Source organism: Streptomyces sp. B8-7 (genome assembly GCF_058833805.1).
In genome coordinates, this window is sequence record NZ_JBYRRL010000007.1 from 45,676 (window position 1) to 65,508 (window position 19,833).

Genomic DNA, 19,833 nt, shown 5'->3' on the forward strand with positions numbered 1-19,833 from the left:
CGGTGCTGTCATTCCATGGACCAAGAGAATAAGGTACCTCTTGGACGGTTTGTTCTTGGTGCTCCGGTCTACGGCTCCGGCTCGTGTGACGGGGGTGCGGTTGAGGGAAAGGGAGGTCCCATGGCCCAGCAGGAACGGGCGGTCAGGACCCGTCGCGCAGTTCTGGAGGCCGCCGCGGTCGTCTTCGCGGAACACGGCTACACCGCGGCGACGGTCGCCGACATCCTCAAGACTGCCGGGGTGACCAAGGGCGCCCTGTACTTCCACTTCGACTCCAAGGAAGCGCTCGCCAAGGGAGTGCTGGAGCTCCAGACGGCGCAGGCGCTGCCCGAGCAGGAGATCAAGCTCCAGGAGGTCGTGGACGTCGCGATGACGGTGGCCCACCGGCTGCGGCACGAGCCCCTGCTGCGGGCCGGCGCCCGGCTCTCGGCGGACCCGGCGGGCATCAAGTACTACGGGAGCGCCTGGCCGCTGTGGGTCGACCTCCTCACGGAGATCCTCACCGAGGCGCGCCAGCGGGGCGAGACGCTGTCCCACGTGGTGCCGCGCGAGGTCGCCGAGCTCGTGGTCAGCGCGTTCAACGGCGTACAGCTCTACGCCCAGCTGGAGACCGGCCTCGACGACGTCGAGTACCGGGCCTCGGTACTGCTCAAGCATCTGCTGCCCTCCATCGCCTCTCCTCCGGTGCTGATGCGGCTGGACGTGGCCCCGGACCGGGGCGCCCGCGTGGTGCGTGCGGCGGTCGAGCAGGCGGAGGTGCAGCCGGAGCCGGAACCCGCTCCGGCCTGAGGTGCCGCCGGGGGCGACGGGGTCGGCGCCGCCGCCCCCGGCACTGCCGTACCCGGACCGGCCCGGCGCCGTCCTGCCCGGGCCGGGCCGGCCGTGACCGCGAGGCCGCCCCTGCGGCGCCGCCTCCGGGCATCCGGCAGGCGGCGCCGCCGTGCGCCGCCGCCTGCCGGGGCCGCCGGTTCCCGGTCGCAACGCCAGGGGGCTTCCGACGGATCTCCGTCGGAAGCCCCCTGGCGCGTGCTGCTGTGGGAGGCGCGTCGGTGCGGAGCCCTCCGGCGGGTACGGCGGACCTCAGGTGCCGGACGGTGCGCCGGGGGCCGCATGCCGGGCCGGACCCCGCTGCGTGCGACCGCCCCGCCCCCTCACACCGCGGCGGGTGACACCGTCAGGGCCGCGGTGAACACGACCTCGCCCTCCTGGCGGCCGGTCACCAGCACGCGCTCCCTGCCCTGCCCGTCGCACGGCAGCGCGCACGCCTCGACCAGGCAGGGCGTGTCGAGCTCCGCGTAGCGGGTGTACTCGCTGGTGACGCCCACCGGCAGGCAGTCACGGCCCAGGAAGGCGATCGCGGCCTGGCGGGCGGCCTCCATCAGGACCATGCCCGGCACATGGTCGACCGGGTGGTCGAAGAGCACCGGGTGCCGGGTGTCCACCCGCAGCTGCCAGCTGTCGGGCACGGGCAGCGGGGACAGCACGACGTCGGTCGGTGAGAGACGGGCGACGTCCTGCGGGGCGATGGGGCTCGTCAGCGGGATCGGCGCCACCCCGTCACCGATCCGGGACGCCCGCAGCCGCCGGTAGACGGCCGGGGCGAGACAGGTGAAGGTGGCTCCCGCGGTGGCGACCTGCTGCCCGTCGCGGTGGATCACGGCGTCGAAGTGGAGACCCGAGATGTTCCGGCCCCGCCACTTGATGTCCGAACAGACGACCTCGATGACCACGGACGCCGGCGCGGCGCCGATGAGCAGCTCCTCGGCCTCGATGTCGACCGACAGATCCCACATCAGGAACTTGTGGTCGAGCGGGACGTCGAACTCGGCGTGCGCGAGAAGGAGTCCGGCCTGGCGGATCGACTCGGCGACCAGCAGCGGATCGTGGTAACCGGCGAGCGTGGCGAAGAAGCAGTGCAGACGCGGCCACTGAGCGGTCACCGCGAAGTGGTGCTCGCCCAGGCGTGCCCAGTCGGTCAGCATCACCTCGGCGACGCTGGCCCGGTGCACGAACTCCTTCGGGACGGTGGTGGTGAGCGTGGGATAGCGGAGCCCCGAGGCCCGCTGCGGCGTTGCACTCTCCTGCCCCATGCGCCAGGTGTCGGCTGCCGCCTGTTCGATGGTGAACGTGCTCGCAGACATGTCTGTTCCCCCCTGAGCGGCGTCGGCGTGTGTGCTGTGCTTCAGGTCTCTCAGGCCTGTGAAGATACATACCACCCGGTTTAGTTTCCAGCGGTAGGAAGCACTCCGCTACGACGAGTTTCGGAACCCTCGACTCCAGATGGAGGCCCGGTACGGCCCCGTTGGCGCGCAGGTGTCCCAGCTCGTGTCCTTGCGTACCTCCGGATGACGCTACAGCGAAACCGACTCTGCTCGCGTCTGGAAATAGCACGTCACGCCGGTTGCGGCCACAGGGCTCGCGGGGGGCCTCCAGTGATCCCTCAGCACTTTTCGAGTGTGCCGGTCGACCCTGGCTCAAGTCTGTGAGGAGAAGGGGGAGATGAGCTGGATGGAGAGCTCAGGAGCCGCGCTGCGGGTGGAGCGCGGGACCGCTGGAGCAGAGGAGCTGGCGGCCCTCGCGGTCGTGCTGCTCGCCGCGCGCACGCAGTGGCCGGCCAAGCCCGAGCCGCCGCCGGCACTTGGCTGGAACTGGTGGAGACGGCCGGAAGACTACTCACCGCCCCTCAGTTGGCGGTGAGTCGAGCGCTGTCCGAAACCACTTCCACCGCAACTCAACAAAACCGAATAGGCGGTTTGATCATGTTCTCCATGGAACCGGGGCGGGATGCTGTCCTCCGTCTTGTCCCAGAAAGGGACGAGAGATGGCGATGACGACTGCCCCCACGCCGACCGAACCGGGGCCCACCGACATCCGCGGTCATGTCGCCGAGTTGCACGGGATTCGTGCGCAGGCGGTGGCGGGTCCGGGTGGGAAGGCGACGGCCGCGCAGCACGCCAAGGGCAAGCTGACCGCCCGGGAGCGGATCGGGCTGCTGCTGGATCCGGGGTCCTTCCAGGAGGTCGAGCAGTTGCGCCGGCACCGGGCGCAGGGGTTCGGGCTGGAGACGAAGAGGCCGTACACGGACGGTGTGGTCACCGGCTGGGGGTCGGTGGAGGGCCGGACGGTCTTCGTGTACGCGCACGACTTCCGGATCTTCGGGGGTGCGCTGGGTGAGGCGCATGCGGCGAAGATCCATAAGATCATGGACATGGCGATCGCGGCGGGTGCGCCGCTGGTGTCGCTGAACGACGGTGCCGGTGCCCGTATCCAGGAGGGTGTCAGTGCCCTGGCCGGCTACGGGGGCATCTTCCAGCGCAACACCAGGGCGTCGGGGGTGATCCCGCAGATCTCGGTGATGCTGGGTCCGTGTGCGGGCGGGGCCGCCTACAGTCCGGCGCTGACGGACTTCGTGTTCATGGTGCGGGAGACCTCGCAGATGTTCATCACCGGTCCGGACGTGGTCAAGGCGGTCACGGGCGAGGAGATCACGCAGAACGGGCTCGGCGGTGCGGACGTGCACGCCGAGACCAGCGGGGTGTGCCACTTCGCCTACGACGACGAGGAGACCTGCATCGCCGAGGTCCGCTACCTCCTCTCCCTCCTCCCCCAGAACAACCGCGAGCCGGCCCCCAGGACACCCGTCGACGATCCCGCCGACCGGCGCTCCGAGGCGCTGGCCGACCTGGTGCCGGCGGACGGGAACCGGCCGTACGACATGACGAAGGTGATCGAGGAGATCGTCGACGACGGCGAGTACCTGGAGGTCCACGAGCGCTGGGCCCGCAACATCGTCTGCGCGCTGGCCCGCCTGGACGGCCAGGTCGTCGGCATCGTCGCCAACCAGCCGCAGAGCCTGGCCGGCGTGCTCGACATCGAGGCCTCCGAGAAGGCCGCCCGCTTCGTGCAGATGTGCGACGCCTTCAACATCCCGATCCTCACCCTGCTCGACGTGCCCGGCTTCCTGCCCGGCGTCGACCAGGAACACGGCGGCATCATCCGCCACGGCGCCAAACTCCTCTACGCCTACTGCAACGCCACCGTCCCGCGGATCTCCCTCATCCTGCGCAAGGCCTACGGCGGCGCCTACATCGTCATGGACAGCCAGTCCATCGGCGCCGACCTCACCTACGCCTGGCCCACCAACGAGATCGCCGTGATGGGCGCCGAAGGCGCCGCCAACGTCATCTTCCGCCGCCAGATCGCCGACGCCGAGGACCCCGACGCCATGCGCGCCCGCATGGTCAAGGAGTACAAGGCCGAACTCATGCACCCCTACTACGCGGCCGAACGCGGCCTCGTCGACGACGTCATCGACCCCGCCGAAACCCGCGAGACCCTCATCCGCTCCCTGGCCATGCTCCGCACCAAACACGCCGACCTGCCCTCCCGCAAACACGGCAACCCCCCGCAGTAACCCGGCGGACCGACCCGCCCCGGGGGCTCCGGGCCGGACGAGCGCATCACCGCGCCGTCCGGCCCCCCCCGGCGCCGCCCGCGAGGTCCGTACGGCCCGTCATCACACGTTCCGTCGTCCGTCGGCGCGCCGACGTCAAACAGCGCAAAGAGTCTGTTATGTTGCCTGAGGGCGTGAGTTCACATGACAAACCGCCTGTTTGTCCAAGGTGTCACAAGGGGCGAGGAGGCGAGGAGGGGGTACGCCAGGCCGTGCTCGATCTCCGATGCCGGTTGCATTTATGCAGATCAGTGGCGTTGAGTGACGGTGTGGGCGAACGGTTGAGCGAATCTGACGCTCCTCCTAATAAAACCGCGTAACTGGTTTGGTATTGACAAACCGTGCGGCCTGTTTTGTACTGGAGCGGTGCAGGACACCAGCACACTCAACTAGGGGGCATGGCGTGCGCATCGAGGTACTGGGCGTATTGGACGTCAGGGAGAACGGGGTGTCCATCACACCTACCGCGCCGAAGCCCCGGCAGGTGCTCGCCCTGCTGGCGCTGCACGCCGATCAGGTGGTGCCGGTCTCCGCGCTCATCGACGAGCTCTGGGCGGGGCAGCCCCCGCGCAGCGCCCGCACCACACTGCAGACCTACGTGCTGCAACTGCGCGACCTCATCACGGCCGCGCTCGTGAAGCAGGAGCCCGCCGGGGAGGGCGAGGACGCCCCGCGGATCACCGCCAAGGACGTCCTGGTCACCTCGCCCGGCGGCTACATGCTCGTCTCCGGCGGCGAGGCCAGTGACGTCCGGGAGTTCGACCGGCTCGCCGGCATGGGCTACCGGGCCATCGACGCGGGCGACTTCAAGGAGGCCGCCCGCCTGCTGCGTGACGCGCTCGGGCTGTGGACCGGCTCGGCCTTCGCCGACGTGCACACCGGCGCGCAGCTGGAGATGGAGGCGCAGCGGCTCGAGGAGAGCCGGCTGTGCGCCCTCGACCAGCGGATCGAGGCCGACCTCCGGCTCGGCCGGCACCGCGAACTGCTCGCGGAGCTGATCGTGCTGACCCGGCGCTATCGCACCCATGAGAACCTGCACGCCCAGTTCATGCTGGCGCTGCACCGCTCGGGCCGGCGCGGCGAGGCCCTCGACGTCTACCACCGGCTGCGCAACACCCTCGTACGGGACCTGGGCCTGGAGCCCTCGGCGCGGCTGCGCCGGCTCCAGCAGTCCATCCTGGTGGCCGCGCCCGAGACGCCGCTCGTGCCCGAGCAGCAGCTGCCGACGGCGCCGCTGCCCGCCGAACGCGCCGGGCGGGGGCGCTCGTTGCTCACCTGAAGCGGCGGGTGAGCGGCGCAGATCACCCGTCAACCGACTGCGTCACGGCGCCACAAGTGGGTACCCTCAGACGAACCGCATAAGTTACCGCTCGGTAAGTTGACTGGGCGGTTCACCCGAGCCCGGCAGTCCTGAGGAGCCCCACTCATGCAACTCGCCGCGATCGTCGTGTCGCTGGTCCTGACCGTGGTGGGCATGGCGCTGTTCGCACGTGTCATCGCCCAGTTCTTCCGGTTCTTCCGGCTCGGTCAGCCGCTGCCGGCCGGCGCCCGGACCGACAACCCCTACCAGCGCAGTGTGACGCTGGTGAGGGAGTTCCTCGGCCACACGCGGATGAACCGCTGGGGCGTCATCGGCTTCGCCCACTGGTTCGTGGCGATCGGCTTCCTGACCCTGATCCCGATCCTGGTGCAGGCGATCGGCCAGCTGTTCGCGGCGGACTTCCGGCTGCCGGTGATCGGCGGTTGGCTGCCATGGGAGATGTACGTCGAGTTCATCACCGTGATGACGACCGTGGGCATCGCCGTGCTGATCCCGGTCCGGCTGCTGAGCCTGCCGTCGCGGGCCGGCCGCAAGTCCCGCTTCGCCGGCTCCACGGCCTGGCACGCGTACTTCGTCGAGTACGTCATCCTGACCATCGGTACCGTGATCTACGTGCTGCGCGGCCTGGAGGGCGCGATGCACCACGTGGAGGGCTACGAGGCCGCGTTCTTCCTCTCCTACCCGCTGGTCAAGGCCTTCGGGGGGCTGAGCACTCCCACCCTGGAGACGCTGGTCCACCTCTTCGCCGGCATCAAGGTCAGCGTCTCGTTCATCTGGATGATCGTGGTCTCGCTGAAGGCCGACATGAGTGTGGCGTGGCACCGTTTCCTGGCGTTCCCGAACATCTGGTTCAAGCGGGATGCGGCGGGTGGTACGGCGTTGGGTGCGCTGCTGCCGATGACCAGTGGCGGCAGGGCGATCGACTTCGCCGATCCCGGTGAGGACGACGTGTTCGGCGTCTCCCAGGTCGAGCAGTTCTCCTGGAAGGGCCTGCTGGACTTCTCCACCTGCACCGAGTGCGGCCGCTGCCAGTCGCAGTGCCCCGCCTGGAACACCGGCAAGCCGCTCTCCCCCAAACTGCTGATCATGTCCCTGCGGGACAACGCCCACGCCAAGGCCCCCTACCTCCTCGCCGGCGGCGGCAGAACCACCGAAGGCGAGGAGAAAGCCACCCCACAGCAGCTGCAGAACGTCCCCGCCGCAGCCCTCACCGAAGCCGAACGCCCCCTGGTCGGCACCGCCCAGGACAACGGCGTCATCGACCCCGACGTCCTGTGGTCCTGCACCACCTGCGGCGCCTGCGTCGAACAGTGCCCCGTCGACATCGAGCACATCGACCACATCGTCGACATGCGCCGCTACCAGGTCATGATCGAATCAGCGTTCCCCTCCGAAGCCGGCACCATGCTCAAGAACCTGGAGAAGAAGGGCAACCCCTGGGGCCTGGCAAAGAAACAACGCCTGGAATGGCTCAAGGAACTCGACTTCGACGTCCCCGTCGTGGGCAAGGACATCGAGGACCTCACCGACGTCGAGTACCTCTACTGGGTCGGCTGCGCCGGCGCCCTCGAAGACCGCGCCAAGAAGACCACCAAGGCGTTCGCCGAACTCCTCCACATCGCCGGCGTGACGTTCGCCATCATGGGCGGCGACGAGAAATGCACCGGCGACTCCGCCCGCCGCCTGGGCAACGAACCCCTCTTCCAGGAACTCGGCACGCAGAACGTCACCGCCCTCAACACCGCCTTCGGCGAGGAGACCGACGACGACGGCAACATCACACCCGAGTCGAGGAAACCGAAGTCGGCCAAGAAGATCGTCGCCACCTGCCCCCACTGCCTCAACACCCTCGCCAACGAATACCCCCAGCTCGGCGGCGACTACGACGTCATCCACCACACCCAGCTGCTGCAACACCTCGTCGACGAAGGCCGCCTGGTCCCCCTCACCCCGGTCGAAGGCATCATCACCTACCACGACCCCTGCTACCTCGGCCGCCACAACAAGATCTACACACCCCCACGCGAGATCATCGCCAACGTCCCCGGCCTGCGCAACGAAGAGATGCACCGCCACAAGGAACGCGGCTTCTGCTGCGGCGCCGGCGGCGCCCGCATGTGGATGGAAGAACGCATCGGCAAACGCATCAACAACGAACGCGTCGACGAAGCCCTCTCCCTCAACCCCGACATCGTCTCCACCGCCTGCCCCTTCTGCCTCGTCATGCTCACCGACTCCGTCAACGGCAAGAAGAACGACGGCACCGCCAAGGACACCCTCCAAGTCCTCGACGTCGCCCAACTCCTCCTCACCTCCGTCACAACCCCCACCAACCCCACCGACCCCACCAACCCCACCGACACCCCCCACCCCGACCACCCCACCCCCCAACCCGTGCAGTGACCGGACAGAGCCGCTGAGCCCCCGGAAGCCGCCCGAGGCCTCTCCCCGAGGCCCCCGGGAGCCACCGGGGCCCCGCGGAACGGGGATCGATCCGACGACGACCGAACGACGACCGAGGGGCCGCCACGTTGCGGCCCCTCGGTCGTTCTCCGGTCAGGGGACAGTTCCGGGAGGCAGCGGCTCGAGCGGGTCTTGAGCGACGCGGTGGGAGGGTGCTGATCACTGGTCTCGCAAGGAGGCCGGTATGGAAACCGCGCAAGCGGTTTGTTACTCTGGGCATGCGGTACGGAACTCACCATGCCGTCTCGGGACTGCGGCAAGTCCCCTCTGACGTCCCGTTCGCCCCAGGAGACAGCACATGGTCAAACAGGAGCGGGCCGCTCGTACGCGGCGTTCGCTGATCCAGGCTGCGGCTGAGGTGTTCGCCGAGGAGGGCTTCGTGCCCGCCTCGCTGGGGGCCATCAGCAAACGGGCCGGTGTCAGCAACGGGGCGCTGCACTTCCACTTCGCCAACAAGAACGCGCTCGCCGACGCGGTCGAGGAGGAGGCCGCGGCCACCGTCCGCCGGCTCACCGGCGCCGCGCGGGCCCGGCACGGCGACTCCCTCCAGGCCCTCGTGGACGCGACGCACGAGCTGATCCGGAGTCTGGGCCAGGACGTGGTGGTCCGGGGCGGCTTCGAGCTCGCCTGCGGTGTCGCGCGGCGCACGAAGTCCCCGCTGCGAGCGGAGTGGCAGCGCTGGGTCGAGGACAGCCTCCGCCGCGCCGAGCGCGGCGGCTCGCTGGCCGAGGGCGTGTCCTGGACGGACGCGTCCCATGTCGTCGTCGCCGTCACGGCGGGCCTGGAGGTGCTGGGCGGGGACGACGCCTCCTGGCTCTCCCGCCAGCGCCTGACCGGCCTGTGGGGCCTGCTGCTGCCGCGGCTCGCCGACCGCCGGGACCTGGACTCCCTGGAGCCGGGGGGCTCCCCGTGGCGGGCCGAGGCGCCGGTGCCGGTGCCGGCGCGCGCCCTCGCGCAGGGGAGGCCGCCCAAGGTCTTCCCGCGTCCGGTGACGGAGCAATAGGGTGGCTGGCTAAAAAAGCTAAAAAATACGAACCGTGCGGTTTCTTTTACTTCAACCGCTGCACCATCCCGCTCGGGGATCCGGCGGGAAAGGCTCAAGGAGAGGAAGGGCAGCCGTGGGAGGTGCCGTGCGGGAGGGCCGGGGGCGAGCCGCGGGCGTCGACGTCCCGCCCGCGCCGCCCCGCGGCGTGCGCGGGCGGGACGCGCGGGATCCGCGGCGCGCGCCGGCCTGGGCGGGGGCCCGCTGCGCCTCCGGCCGCCCTGCTGCCGCTCCCACCCGCCCCCGCCCGGGTCCCGGGATGAGGGCCCGGGGACGGGCGGGCGGCCGTGGAGGCTTCTCCGGGTCCGGACCGGCCCCGGCTCACATCCGGGTTCACAACCGGTTTTCCCGGGGCAGTTTCACCTTCAACAGATCTTTGATATTGCTTTCTTCCTTCTATGGTCCCGCTTTGCTCGTTCCGGCCTTTCTTTGAGAATTACTCAAGCACTGCTGAAGGAACCGATTCCTCCGCCGCTGCTACGGCTAGCGTGCAGGTTCGCCCGACGACTTTCCGCCATCGGGGATGCTCGACGACGAACGGAGGGAACCATGGAGATTCAGGTATTGGGTCCGCTGTGCGCCGCCGTGAACGGGGGATCGATCGTTCCGACTGCTGGGAAGCCCAGGCAGATTCTTGCGCTGCTCGCGTTGTACCCGAGCCGTGTCATGCCCGTTTCGACGCTGATGGAGGAGATCTGGGGAACGGATCTCCCGCAGAGCGCCATGACCACGCTGCAGACCTACATCATGCAGCTCCGCCGATGCCTGGGCACTGCGATGGGGCCCGACGCCCCAGGTGCGGCGAAGAACGTGCTGGCCACCCGGCACGGTGGCTATCTGCTCCAGATACCACCGGAATCGGTGGACGTGCACACCTACGAACGACTGGTCGCCGAGGGCCAGGAGGCCTTCGAGGGAGGTGACGACGAGAAGGCGGCCCGCTCCTTCCGGGAGGCGCTGGCCCTGTGGCAGGGGCCCGCACTGGTCGACGTGCGGCTCGGGCCGGTGCTGGAGATCGAGGTCATGCGGCTGGAGGAGTCGCGGCTGGTGACCGTGGAGCGGCGGATCGACGCCGATCTGCGGCTCGGCCGGCACGCGGAGCTGATAGCCGAGCTGACCGACCTGATCGCCCGTCATCCGCAGCACGAGGGCCTCCACGCGCAGGCCATGGTGGCGCTGTACCGGTCCGGGCGGCAGGCCTCCGCGCTGGACGTGTACCGCAAACTGAGGGAGGGACTGATATCGGAGCTCGGCGTGGAACCCTCGCCCCAGCTCCAGCGTCTGCACCAGGCCATGCTCGCCGTCGACCCGGAACTGGACGTGGTGGCCGGCCCGCGCCGCGGCTCCACCTTCGACCGCTACGCCGCCTGACCGCCCTCCTCTCGGCGGTACGCGGCCCGGTGCCGGAGGCTCGGCCCGGTTTCGAGTGACATTCGAGAGGGTCCGGAGACCCTCGGACTCCGCCCTGTGGGGCCAGGGGCGGCGGTCGAGGAGGATGCCATGCCGGACGAACAGCCAGTGCGACTGCACTGCTTCGCGAACTCCGCCGAGGGGGTGTCCGCCTTCGACGGCTGGACGGCGGGCGTCGGCGCCGGCGTCGAGCCGGTCCCGGTCCCGCTGCCGGGCTCCGCGCGACGGCGGACCGTACCCCGGCCCACCACCCGTAAGGCGCTGCTCGCCGACGTCCTGCCCCGCTTCACCGATCCGCAGCCCGGCCCCTACGTCCTGTACGGGTACGGCCTCGGTGCGCTCATCGCGTTCACCGTGACACGGGCCCTGCACGAGGCGGGCCTGCCCGGCCCGGCACTTCTCGCCGTGGCCGGCGGCCCGCCCCCGCAGGCCCCCTCCGCAACTCCGGACGCCCGCGGGGTGCCGGACGCCGAACTGCTGCACGTCCTCGGCGGCGAGGGCGCCGTGCCGGGCGGCACCGACGAGGCGGTCTTCCTGCGGGCCGTGCTGCCCCGCCTCCGCGCCGATCTGGAACTGGCACAGGCGCTGCGCGAGGCGGCCGTGCGGCCCTCGCCCGCCGGGCCGCTGACCACCCCGCTGCTCGCCGTCGCCGTCGAGGACGACCCGTCGGCCGCGACGGCGGGCGGCTGGAGCCGGTGGACCACGGGACCGACCTGGCTGCGCACCGTCGCGGGCGGCGGCCTCCCGCCCCAGGAGCGGCAACTGCCGCGGCTGCTGGGGCGGGCCTGCCGCGTCACCGGCCGGCTCGCCCGCCGCCTGGCCCCCGTCGGCTGACCGCCCCGTCGGCCCACCGCGCGCCGGCGCCTGCCGGCCGCCCGCCGTCCGGCCCCGGCCCCGTGCCGCCGGGCGTTCGTCCGGCGCACCGCACCCGGCGACCGTACAAGGGTGATCGCACGGGGGTGATCGCACGAGGGCGGGTGCGCAAGAGGAGGGGCGAAAGAGGAGAGCGCGACAGGAGAAAGGCATGCGGCGAACACCGCAGCAAGCGGAAGAAAGCAAGCGGAAGAACAAGAGCACCGGACTGAGCAGTGGTCGGGCGCCCGCGATTCCCGCGCGTGCGGCCGGTAAACGTGGGCAGGGCCTTGCTCCATCTGTGTTCCGTGCGCGCTCCAGTGGTTTTCGTGCCGTCGTCTGAATTCTGTTCGCTACGCGATCGTCGCAAGGTCGACAGAGAGGTGTGCAGATGTCTGGTGAGCAGGCGAGAGGGGTGACACGCACCGTCCATGTGGGCGCGCCCGCCGGCGTGGTCTACGCGCTGATCGCCGACGCGTCCAAGTGGCCGCTCTATTTCTCCCCCAACATCCACGTGGAGAATCTGGAGTCCGACGGCCGGCACGAGCGCATCCGGGTCTGGGCCCTGATGGGCGGTCAGCTGCAGTCGTGGACCTCGGTGCGGCGCCTGGACCCGGTCGAGCGGCGCATCGAGTTCCGCCAGGAGCCGCCCGCCTCCGTGCGGGAGGTGCTGGGCGGTGTGATGACCGTACGCAGCGTGGGCCCGCGCGAGACCGTGCTGCACCTGGTGGTGGACTTCCAGCCGGTCGACGACACGGACAGCGGGCCGCACTGGCTGCACCTGGCGGCCACACGCAACAGCCGCACCCAGCTCGACGAGCTGAAGAGCGTGGCCGAGCGGTGGACGCGGCTGGACGAACTGACGCTGTCCTTCGAGCACACGACACGTGTGAACGGGCCGGGCGAGCCGGTCTACGACTTCCTGTACCGGGCGGGGGAGTGGCCCGGCCTGGTGCCCTACGTCGCCCGGGTCGACCTCGTCGAGGAGGCGCCCGGCGTCCAGCGCATCGCCATGGAGTCGGTCACCGGGCACGGCACCCGGCGCACGGAGTCCATGCGGATCTGCTTCCCGCACGCGGGCCGCATCATCTGCAAGCAGACCTCCGGTCCCGCGCTGCTGGCCGCGCACACCGCCGAATGGTCCGTCACACCGGACGAGACGGGTGCGACGGTCACGGTGCGGCACAGCGTCGTCCTGCGTGAGGAGGACATCGCGGGGGTCCTGGGCGAGGACGCCGGCCTTCCCGACGCCCGCCGGTATGTGCGCGACGTCCTCGGCCGCACCTCCCGGACCATGCTCGCGCTGGCCAAGGAGCACGCGGAGACCGCCGTCCGCACCCTGTGACGGCCTTGCTGCCGGGCCGCTAGCGGACGGGTCGAGTCCGGAGCGAGGCCGAGGCGCCGCCCGCCGGGCCGCCGAGTAGCGTGGCTGGCCCGTCCCGCCGGCGCCGGTATCCCCGTGAGACCCGGCAGGACGGGCCGGCACCGTCCGGGCCGGTCCCGCGGCGGTCCCGCGACGCGGGCGAGCGCCGCCGTCAGGTCGCGGCGGGACGGCCCGGCCATGCCGCGGCCCCGTTCCGCGCCGTCCGGCGGGCCGTGCTCTAGGACGCTGCTCGGGCACCGCTGCACACCCGCTCGGGAAGCCGGACGCCACCCCCGCACGGCCGTTAGCGTGCTGCTTCTGACCGTCGTGGACCAGAGGCAGGTGCCAACAGGGGAGGGCGCGTTGATGGGGGAGAAGCGGCATGGCCCGGACTCCGAGACCGTGCACCGCCTCCCTCCCGCAGCGGTCTGCGTCGTCGTCGACCCCGGCCAGCCGCCGTACACCCCGCCCTGGGACCTGGACCTGCACGGCCCACTCGACGCCACGGTGCTGGCCCATCTGCTGGCGGAGCTGCTGCCGCACGAGCGGCACGAACTGGTCCGGCACGGCCGCGACCACCACACGCTGCGGTTCCCCGGCGGGCGGACCGCGTCCGGGGCCCTGCTGTCCGGCCGGGTCGCCGACCGGCTCACCGAGCCGCCGCCCGCCGCGGACCGGCCCCTGACCCCCGCTCAGCGCACGGCTCTCGCCCGTGGCACCGGGCACGGCCACGAGGCCGTCCTGGTCGACCTGGCGGCCACGCCCACCGCGGACGCGCTGCGTGCGGCGATCGGCGCCGTCGTGGCGGCCCATCCCCAGCTGCGTGGGCGCCTCGACGCCGCGGACGGCTGGCTCACCGACGAGCCCGGCGCCGAGGCCGCCGCCCGCCGGGATCCGGTGACGGTGGGGGAGTTCACCGACGAAGCGGGCTTCGCCGCACTGCTGGCGGCGGCCGGCCGGACGCTGGACGCGTACGCCGGTGTCCAGCTGCGGGTACTGCTCGCCCGGGACCACCGCCCGCGCGGGCCGCGCGCCGACCGGCTCGCCGTCCTCGTCCACCGGCTCGCCGTGGACGCCGCGTCCTGGCGCGTCCTGCTCGACGACCTGACGGCCGCCCTCGCCGCGGCGGACGCCCGAACCCCGACCGGAACCCCTGGAGCCTCCGGAGCCTCTGGAGCCTCCGGAGCTCCCGGAGCTCCCGGAGCTCCCGGAGCTCCCGGAACCCCCGGAACAACCGGAGCGCCGTCGGCCGCCGTGCCGGACCCGGTCGCCGTGCCGCGTCCGCCGGACTCGCCGGGCCGGGCGGACCCGTCCGGCCCGGCGAACCGACCCGGCCCGTCCGGCCCGTCCGGCCCGTCCAGTCCGCAGGACTCGCCGGACGGCCTGGCCGACTGGATCGGCGACCTGCGGGAGCTGGCCCGCGACGCCGCCGAGGGCCAGCACTGGAGCCAGGTCGCCGAGCGCAGGTCGCGTGCGCACGACACCCCACGCCCCGGGCCGAGCGGGCCGCAGCCCTCGGGGCCCACCGCGTCCGGCCCCGCGCGGCACACCGCGTTCGTCCTCGGCGAGGACGAGACCGAGCGCATCACCCACGGCCTGGCCCGACGGCTTGCGCTGACCGCCGGTCAGGTGCTGACCGGCGTGTACGCCATGGCGCTGGCCCGCTGGCAGGGCTCCGACGACGTCGGCTTCGACGTGCGCAGCGACCCCCGGGCCGGTCGGCCGGGACTCCGGCGCCTGGTGGGCCGGCTCACCGAGCCCTACCCGGTCCAGCTCATGGCGGCGTGCGGCGACCTGGGCCCCGTCGAGCGGCTGGCCGGCCTCGCCGGCCCGCTGGCCGGCTGCCCGGGCCGTGCCGAGGGCGGCGCCGGCTTCGGCGCCTGCCGCGAGTGGAGCCCCGACCCGCGACTGCGCCGCGCCCTGCGCGAACTGCCGCCCGCCCGCACCTGCCTGACCCTGGAGGCCCCCGGCGAGACGCTGCCCCCCTCGGCCCGGCCCGCGCCCGGCGCCCCACCCGTCCGGCCGGCGCCGTACGACCCGGCGCCGTACGAGATCGACGTGCGGGTCCGGATCGTCGGCGGCCGGCTGCGCGTCGTGCTCGACTGGACGCCCGGCACGGCGGCCGGCTTCACCGACGCGTCCGTCGGCACGCTCCGCGGCCTGCTGCGCGACCTCCTCGTGGAACTGGCCGCCGCGCCCGCCGCTCCGTTCCCGCCCGCCTTCCCCGCCACCCCCCAGCAGGCCGCGCTCTACACGGGCGGCGACGCCGGACCCGGTACCGGACACCACGTCGAGCAACTCGTCTGGGTCTGGCACGGCCCGCTGGACATCCGGCGCTTCACTGCCTCCTGGCAGTCCGTCTTCGACTCCGAAACGATTCTGCGGACCGCGTTCACCGGCGACGCGGAGCCGTTGCTCGTGGTGCACGACCGAGTCGCGCCCGAGGTCACCCGCCAGGTTCTGCACGACGGCGACTGGTCCGCCCTGCTGGAGCGCGACCGGCTGCGCGGCTTCGACCTGCGCCGGCCCGGGGCACTGCGCCTGACCCTGCTGGAGAGCGAAGCGGTGCGGCCCGCAGGCACCGCCGTCCCCACCCGGATCCTGCTCACGTACCACCGGGCGCTGCTGGACACCTGGAGCGCGCACATCCTGCTGCGCGAGTTCTACCGGGCCTACCTCGCGGGCGGCGCGCTGCCCGGCGGCGAACGCCGGCCCGACCTGCGCGACTACACGGCCTGGGTGGCCGCCCAGGACCTGGCGCCCGCCCGGGGCTTCTGGTCGCGCGGAGCACCGCCCGTCGGCGCGGCGTCCCGGCCGGGCCGGCCGCCCGCCGCACAGCCCGTCCGCACCGAAGCGACCCCATCGGCCGGAGCGACCCCATTGGCCGAAGCGACCCCATCGGCCGAAGCGACCCCATCGACTGAAGCGGCAGCACGGAGCGGACAGGCCGTACGGACCGGACGGACAGCCCGGCCGGGCCGGCTCCCGGGGGCGGGGCCGGGGCCGTCGGGGCCCTGCGGGCCGTCCGGTATCGGCCGCGCCCGGCTGCGGCTGGACCCGGTGGACACCGACCGGCTCACCCGCTGGGCGAGTACCTGGGGCACCACCGAGAGCAGCGTGCTCCAGGCGGTGTGGGCGATGCTGATCTACTGGTCCTGCGGCACCGAGGGACCGGCACCCGTCTCCTTCGCGGTGACCGTGTCGGGGCGCGGCATCCCCCTGGACGGCGTGGCCCGCATGCCGGGGCCGCTCCGCAACCACCTGCCGATCTCCGTGCGGGTCGACCCGGCCCGCACCGTGCCGCACCTGCTGCGGCAACTGCGCGATCTCGCCCTGGACATGGCCGCGTACGAGTGGGTGCCCGCCGACTGGGTCCGCTCCTGGGGCGGAGGCGGGGCGGACGCCGGCACCGTCATCGTGTTCGAGGACCCGCCGCACCCGCTGGACGGCCTGGCCGCGGAGCTGGCCGCCCAAGGCATCCACGCCGAGTTCCCGGGCACCCTGCCGGCCCGCACGGTGCTGCCCGTCGGTCTGCTCGCCCACCACGACAGCGCCGGCGGCCTGGTGCTCACCGCGGTGCACGACCGAGCCCTGCTCGGGGAGGACGCGGCCGCCGAGGCGCTCGCGCAGTGCGCCCTGCTGCTCCGGGCGCTGCCGCTGTCCGCGGGGGAGTTCACCACTGTGGGGGAGGCCCTGAAGCTGCTTGAGGACAGCGCCGGGCCGGCGCGGGCCGGGGCCTCGGCGGCCGCCCGGGACGGCGCGCTGGTCACGCTGCGCGCGGCCCGCGAGGAGCGGGCGGGCGCGATCTGCCTGGTCCCGCCGCCGGGCGCGCCCGGGACCTGCTACGACCTGCTGGCGCGCACCTTTCCGGGTCCCCAGGAACTGCTGGTGCTGACCGCCGGCACCGACCGCGGGTGGCCCGAGCTGGCCGCGCTCTGCGCCGTCCGTCCGGTGCTGCTCGGCGGCTTCTCCGGTGCCGGCGTACTCGCCTGCGACATCGCCGGCCGGATCGCCGCGCACGGCGGCCGCCCGCCGCGGGTGGTCCTGGCGGGCGCGGCCGCCGACGACTGGGAACGGGCCCGCAGCCTGGCCGAAGCCCTCCGGACGGCCCCGCCTCCGCCTCCTGACCTGCCCGGCCCTCCGGACGGCCCCGCCTCCGCCTCCTGACCCGCCCGGCCCTCCGGACGGGCCCGCCTCCGCCTCCTGACCCGCCCGGCCCTCCGGACGGCCCCGCCTCCGCCCTCCGGCCGACACCTCCCGGAGGGCCACCCCGCCGGCATCCTGACCGGCCGTCACCCCGGCACGGTCCCGGGCCTCCTCTCCCGGTCCGCGCGGACCGCGCGGGCTGCCGCCACCTGCGGCGCGGCCGAGGTCCGCCTCCACGTCCTCCACGTCCTCCCCGTCGCCCCTCAAGCGTTCCTCGTCCCGCGGTCGGCACCGTTACGGGATGCGGTGCGCTCACCGGCCGACCGAGCAGGAGGTTCAGATGTACGACTCCGAGGGACCCGAGGAGGGGGACACGGCGGTGCCGGGGGAGACCGCGCAGCTCACCCTGGTGCGCACCCCGCCGCTGCGGCTCGCCGGGGTCGACGAGGACGACACCTGGGAACCCCACCTCGTACGCGGCATCGACTGAGGCACCGGGGCGCTCGGCGCGGACCACTCGCGCCCCGGGTGTCCTCCACCGGACCTCCGGCAATCCCTGCCAGCCTGTGCAGGCAGCCCCGAGCGGGGGAGAAGGGACGGTCATGAGACGGTTGCCGCGCCTGTTCGGGCGGGCCCTGGCGCACCGCTGTCTGCGGCCGCTGTGGCGGTCCCTGGTGCTGTTCGGGGCGACCCAGTGCGGGCCCAGGGTGTACCACGAGGTGTCCGCGTCCCTGTCGGCCTCGCACCTGGAGGGGCTCTTCGACCGCTACGCCCGGGGCGGGCCGCCGGCCGCCCACCCCGAGCGCATGCGCCAGGACCTGCCGCTGTCCGACGCGGAGGCGCTCCTCGCGCGCGAGCTGTGGCTGTCCTACGACGCCACGGCGATGGCGCGGATCAGACGGCGCTGACGACGGTCAGACGGCGCTGACGACCTCGTCGTAGTCCAGGCGCGGCAGCCGCGGGCGCCAGGCGTCCGGGCCCGGGCGTCCGATGTTCACGACCATCAGCGGGGTGTGGTCGTCGTCCAGGAACTCCTTCTGCACACCGGCGTGGTCGAAGCCCGACATCGGGCCGGCGGCCAGGCCCGCGGCGCGCACCCCCACGATGAAGTAGGCGGCCTGGAGCGCCCCGTTGAGCAGGGCGGACCGCTCGCGGGCCGGGCGCTCGGCGTAGAGCACGTCCTTGGCCTGCGGGAAGTGCGGGAAGAGCCGGGGCAGCTCCTCGTGGAACTCGATGTCCGCGGCGAGGATCGCGGCCAGCGGGGCCGCGGCGGTCTTCGCCCGGTTGGGCTCCGCCATGTGCCGCACCAGCCGCTCGCGGGCCTCGCCGGAGCGGACCAGGGTGAGGCGCAGCGGCGACTGGTTGGAGGCGGTCGGGCCGTACTTGACCAGGTCGTAGACCGCCCGGATCTGCTCCTCCGTCACCGGCTCGTCGGTGAAGGTGCTGGCGGTGCGGGCCGCACGGAAGAGCAGGTCCTGCGCGGCGGCGTCGAGGCTGAGGGACATGGGTCAACCCTTTGCGTCAGAGGCGTACGTCGGGCCCGCGCGCGGTCGGCGCGAGCGCGGGGGAAGGGCCCGGGAGCGGGCCGGTCCGGGCGGGGGCGGTCCGGCGCGGCCGGGGCGGGGCTGCCCGCAGGGGGCGGGCGGCCCCGCCCCGCGGGCGGCGTCCGGCGCTCACCACCCCGTTCTCACCACTCCACGAGGGCGAAGCTCGCCGCCATGCCGCCGCCGAAGCCGGCCAGCAGGATCAGCTCGCCGCGGCGGAAGGCGCCCCGGCGGGCGGCCGCGTCCAGGGTGATCGGGATGGAGGCGGCACCGGTGTTGCCGTAGTGCGTGAGCGTCTTGTGCGTGACGGCCCGGTGCAGGCCCAGGTCGGGCACGACGGCGTCCAGCATCACCCCGTTGGCCTGGTGCGGCACGAAGTGGCGGACGTCGCCGGGTTCCACGCCGGCCTCGTGCAGGAAGCCCTTGACCAGCTGCGGCAGCTGCTCGGTGACGAAGCGGCGCACCTCGCGCCCGTCCATGGCGAAGTACTGCAGGCCCGCCTCCAGTCCGGACGCGTCCATCGGCTGCCGGCTGCCGCCGCCGGGGACCTCGATGAGGCCCGACAGGTCGCCGAAGGTGTGCAGGGCGACGTGCCGGACCAGCGTGCCCTCGGTGGTCGGGGCGAGGACCATCGCACCGGCGCCGTCCCCGAAGAGCACGACCGTTCTGCGGTCGGCCGGGTTCAGGATGCGCGAGTAGACGTCCGCGCCGATCACCAGGGCGTAGCCGCCGCGGCGCAGCAGGGTGCTGCCGACCGCGGACAGTGCGAACACCGTGCCGGAGCAGACCGCGTTGACGTCGAACGCCGCCGTGCCCGCCGCGCCGAGGTTGCGCTGCACGTAGGCGGCCGTGGGCGGTTGCGGCCGGTCCGGGGTGGAGGTGGCCACCGCGATCACCGACAGCTGCTCGGGCGTGATGCCCGCGGAGCGCAGCGCGGCCCGGCCGGCGGCCGTCGCCAGGTCCGAGGTGGCCTGGCCGGGCGCGGCCCAGCGGCGTTGCCGGATCGCGGTCTTGCGTGTGATCCACTCGCCGTCGACCCCGGCCGGCGCGCCGACCTCGTCGTTGGAGACGATCCGGTCCGGTACGTAGGCACCCGTACCGAGGATCCTGATGTCCTTCAAGCCGTCCTTCATGAGCGTGCCCCTCCTCTCACCTTGTGTTCGCTGTACGGCGGGCCGGCCGGAGGTCCGGCCCCCGGCGGGGCCGCGGGGTGCGGGGCAGGCCCCCCGGGCGGGGCCC

General features: G+C 72.7%; 15 protein-coding genes. 12 read left to right on the forward strand and 3 right to left on the reverse strand.

From position 1 onward, the window contains the following. The first annotated feature begins 120 nt into the window (after positions 1-120). Complete coding sequence (locus tag AC5K6T_RS31045; RefSeq protein ID WP_493214350.1) at positions 121-789, forward strand: ScbR family autoregulator-binding transcription factor; 669 nt, start codon at positions 121-123, stop codon at positions 787-789. A 362-nt stretch (positions 790-1,151) separates the two neighbouring features. Here the strand turns inward: AC5K6T_RS31045 and AC5K6T_RS31050 are convergent, their stop codons facing one another. After that, entirely contained in the window at positions 1,152-2,141 is a 990-nt protein-coding gene (locus AC5K6T_RS31050; RefSeq protein WP_493214351.1) for a ScbA/BarX family gamma-butyrolactone biosynthesis protein, read from the reverse strand. A 358-nt stretch (positions 2,142-2,499) separates the two neighbouring features. Here AC5K6T_RS31050 and AC5K6T_RS31055 point away from each other — a divergent pair, with 358 nt between their 5' ends. From AC5K6T_RS31055 to AC5K6T_RS31105, 11 genes are all read left to right on the forward strand, one after another. Continuing rightward, positions 2,500-2,697 (forward strand): acyl-CoA carboxylase epsilon subunit, encoded by a 198-nt coding sequence (locus AC5K6T_RS31055; protein WP_493214352.1) that lies wholly within the window; start codon positions 2,500-2,502, stop codon positions 2,695-2,697. 130 nt (positions 2,698-2,827) lie between these two features. Continuing rightward, a complete protein-coding gene (locus AC5K6T_RS31060; protein ID WP_493214396.1) occupies positions 2,828-4,414 on the forward strand; it encodes an acyl-CoA carboxylase subunit beta in 1,587 nt (528 codons plus the stop codon). A gap of 442 nt (positions 4,415-4,856) precedes the next feature. Beyond that, entirely contained in the window at positions 4,857-5,732 is an 876-nt protein-coding gene (locus tag AC5K6T_RS31065) for an AfsR/SARP family transcriptional regulator (protein WP_493214353.1), read from the forward strand. Positions 5,733-5,879: 147 nt separating this feature from the next. Continuing rightward, a complete protein-coding gene (locus AC5K6T_RS31070) occupies positions 5,880-8,177 on the forward strand; it encodes a (Fe-S)-binding protein (RefSeq protein WP_493214354.1) in 2,298 nt (765 codons plus the stop codon). Positions 8,178-8,535: 358 nt separating this feature from the next. After that, positions 8,536-9,240: a ScbR family autoregulator-binding transcription factor gene (locus AC5K6T_RS31075; protein WP_493214355.1), complete on the forward strand. Its 705-nt coding sequence runs from the start codon at positions 8,536-8,538 to the stop codon at positions 9,238-9,240. Between the two features lie 588 nt (positions 9,241-9,828). Further along, positions 9,829-10,650 carry an AfsR/SARP family transcriptional regulator gene (locus AC5K6T_RS31080; RefSeq protein ID WP_493214356.1) on the forward strand — a complete coding sequence of 274 codons (822 nt, stop codon included), beginning with the start codon at positions 9,829-9,831 and terminating at the stop codon, positions 10,648-10,650. A 129-nt stretch (positions 10,651-10,779) separates the two neighbouring features. Next, positions 10,780-11,523, forward strand: a complete 744-nt coding sequence (locus AC5K6T_RS31085; protein ID WP_493214357.1) for a thioesterase II family protein — start codon at positions 10,780-10,782, stop codon at positions 11,521-11,523. Between the two features lie 409 nt (positions 11,524-11,932). After that, positions 11,933-12,886, forward strand: a complete 954-nt coding sequence (locus tag AC5K6T_RS31090; protein WP_493214358.1) for an aromatase/cyclase — start codon at positions 11,933-11,935, stop codon at positions 12,884-12,886. A 327-nt stretch (positions 12,887-13,213) separates the two neighbouring features. Further along, positions 13,214-17,071: a condensation domain-containing protein gene (locus AC5K6T_RS31095; protein WP_493214359.1), complete on the forward strand. Its 3,858-nt coding sequence runs from the start codon at positions 13,214-13,216 to the stop codon at positions 17,069-17,071. Positions 17,072-17,390: 319 nt separating this feature from the next. Beyond that, positions 17,391-17,540, forward strand: coding sequence for a hypothetical protein (locus tag AC5K6T_RS31100; RefSeq protein WP_493214360.1), 150 nt, complete (start codon positions 17,391-17,393; stop codon positions 17,538-17,540). Between the two features lie 112 nt (positions 17,541-17,652). Next, on the forward strand, positions 17,653-17,958 hold the full coding sequence (locus AC5K6T_RS31105; RefSeq protein ID WP_493214361.1) for a DUF6059 family protein: 306 nt from the start codon (positions 17,653-17,655) through the stop codon (positions 17,956-17,958). Positions 17,959-17,964: 6 nt separating this feature from the next. Here AC5K6T_RS31105 and AC5K6T_RS31110 read toward each other — a convergent pair whose 3' ends face one another. Continuing rightward, positions 17,965-18,555, reverse strand: a complete 591-nt coding sequence (locus AC5K6T_RS31110; protein ID WP_493214362.1) for a malonic semialdehyde reductase — start codon at positions 18,553-18,555, stop codon at positions 17,965-17,967. 182 nt (positions 18,556-18,737) lie between these two features. Then, complete coding sequence (locus tag AC5K6T_RS31115; RefSeq protein WP_493214363.1) at positions 18,738-19,727, reverse strand: 3-oxoacyl-ACP synthase III family protein; 990 nt, start codon at positions 19,725-19,727, stop codon at positions 18,738-18,740. Positions 19,728-19,833 lie beyond the last annotated feature (106 nt).

Coding starts and splice junctions, on each gene's coding strand:
- AC5K6T_RS31075 (WP_493214355.1), top strand. CDS start 8,536: ATGGTCAAACAGGAGCGGGCCGCTCGTACGCGGCGTTCGCTGATCCAG.
- AC5K6T_RS31090 (WP_493214358.1), top strand. CDS start 11,933: ATGTCTGGTGAGCAGGCGAGAGGGGTGACACGCACCGTCCATGTGGGC.
- AC5K6T_RS31070 (WP_493214354.1), top strand. CDS start 5,880: ATGCAACTCGCCGCGATCGTCGTGTCGCTGGTCCTGACCGTGGTGGGC.
- AC5K6T_RS31105 (WP_493214361.1), top strand. CDS start 17,653: ATGAGACGGTTGCCGCGCCTGTTCGGGCGGGCCCTGGCGCACCGCTGT.
- AC5K6T_RS31115 (WP_493214363.1), bottom strand. CDS start 19,727: ATGAAGGACGGCTTGAAGGACATCAGGATCCTCGGTACGGGTGCCTAC.
- AC5K6T_RS31110 (WP_493214362.1), bottom strand. CDS start 18,555: ATGTCCCTCAGCCTCGACGCCGCCGCGCAGGACCTGCTCTTCCGTGCG.
- AC5K6T_RS31100 (WP_493214360.1), top strand. CDS start 17,391: ATGTACGACTCCGAGGGACCCGAGGAGGGGGACACGGCGGTGCCGGGG.
- AC5K6T_RS31055 (WP_493214352.1), top strand. CDS start 2,500: ATGAGCTGGATGGAGAGCTCAGGAGCCGCGCTGCGGGTGGAGCGCGGG.
- AC5K6T_RS31050 (WP_493214351.1), bottom strand. CDS start 2,141: ATGTCTGCGAGCACGTTCACCATCGAACAGGCGGCAGCCGACACCTGG.
- AC5K6T_RS31045 (WP_493214350.1), top strand. CDS start 121: ATGGCCCAGCAGGAACGGGCGGTCAGGACCCGTCGCGCAGTTCTGGAG.
- AC5K6T_RS31085 (WP_493214357.1), top strand. CDS start 10,780: ATGCCGGACGAACAGCCAGTGCGACTGCACTGCTTCGCGAACTCCGCC.
- AC5K6T_RS31080 (WP_493214356.1), top strand. CDS start 9,829: ATGGAGATTCAGGTATTGGGTCCGCTGTGCGCCGCCGTGAACGGGGGA.
- AC5K6T_RS31060 (WP_493214396.1), top strand. CDS start 2,828: ATGACGACTGCCCCCACGCCGACCGAACCGGGGCCCACCGACATCCGC.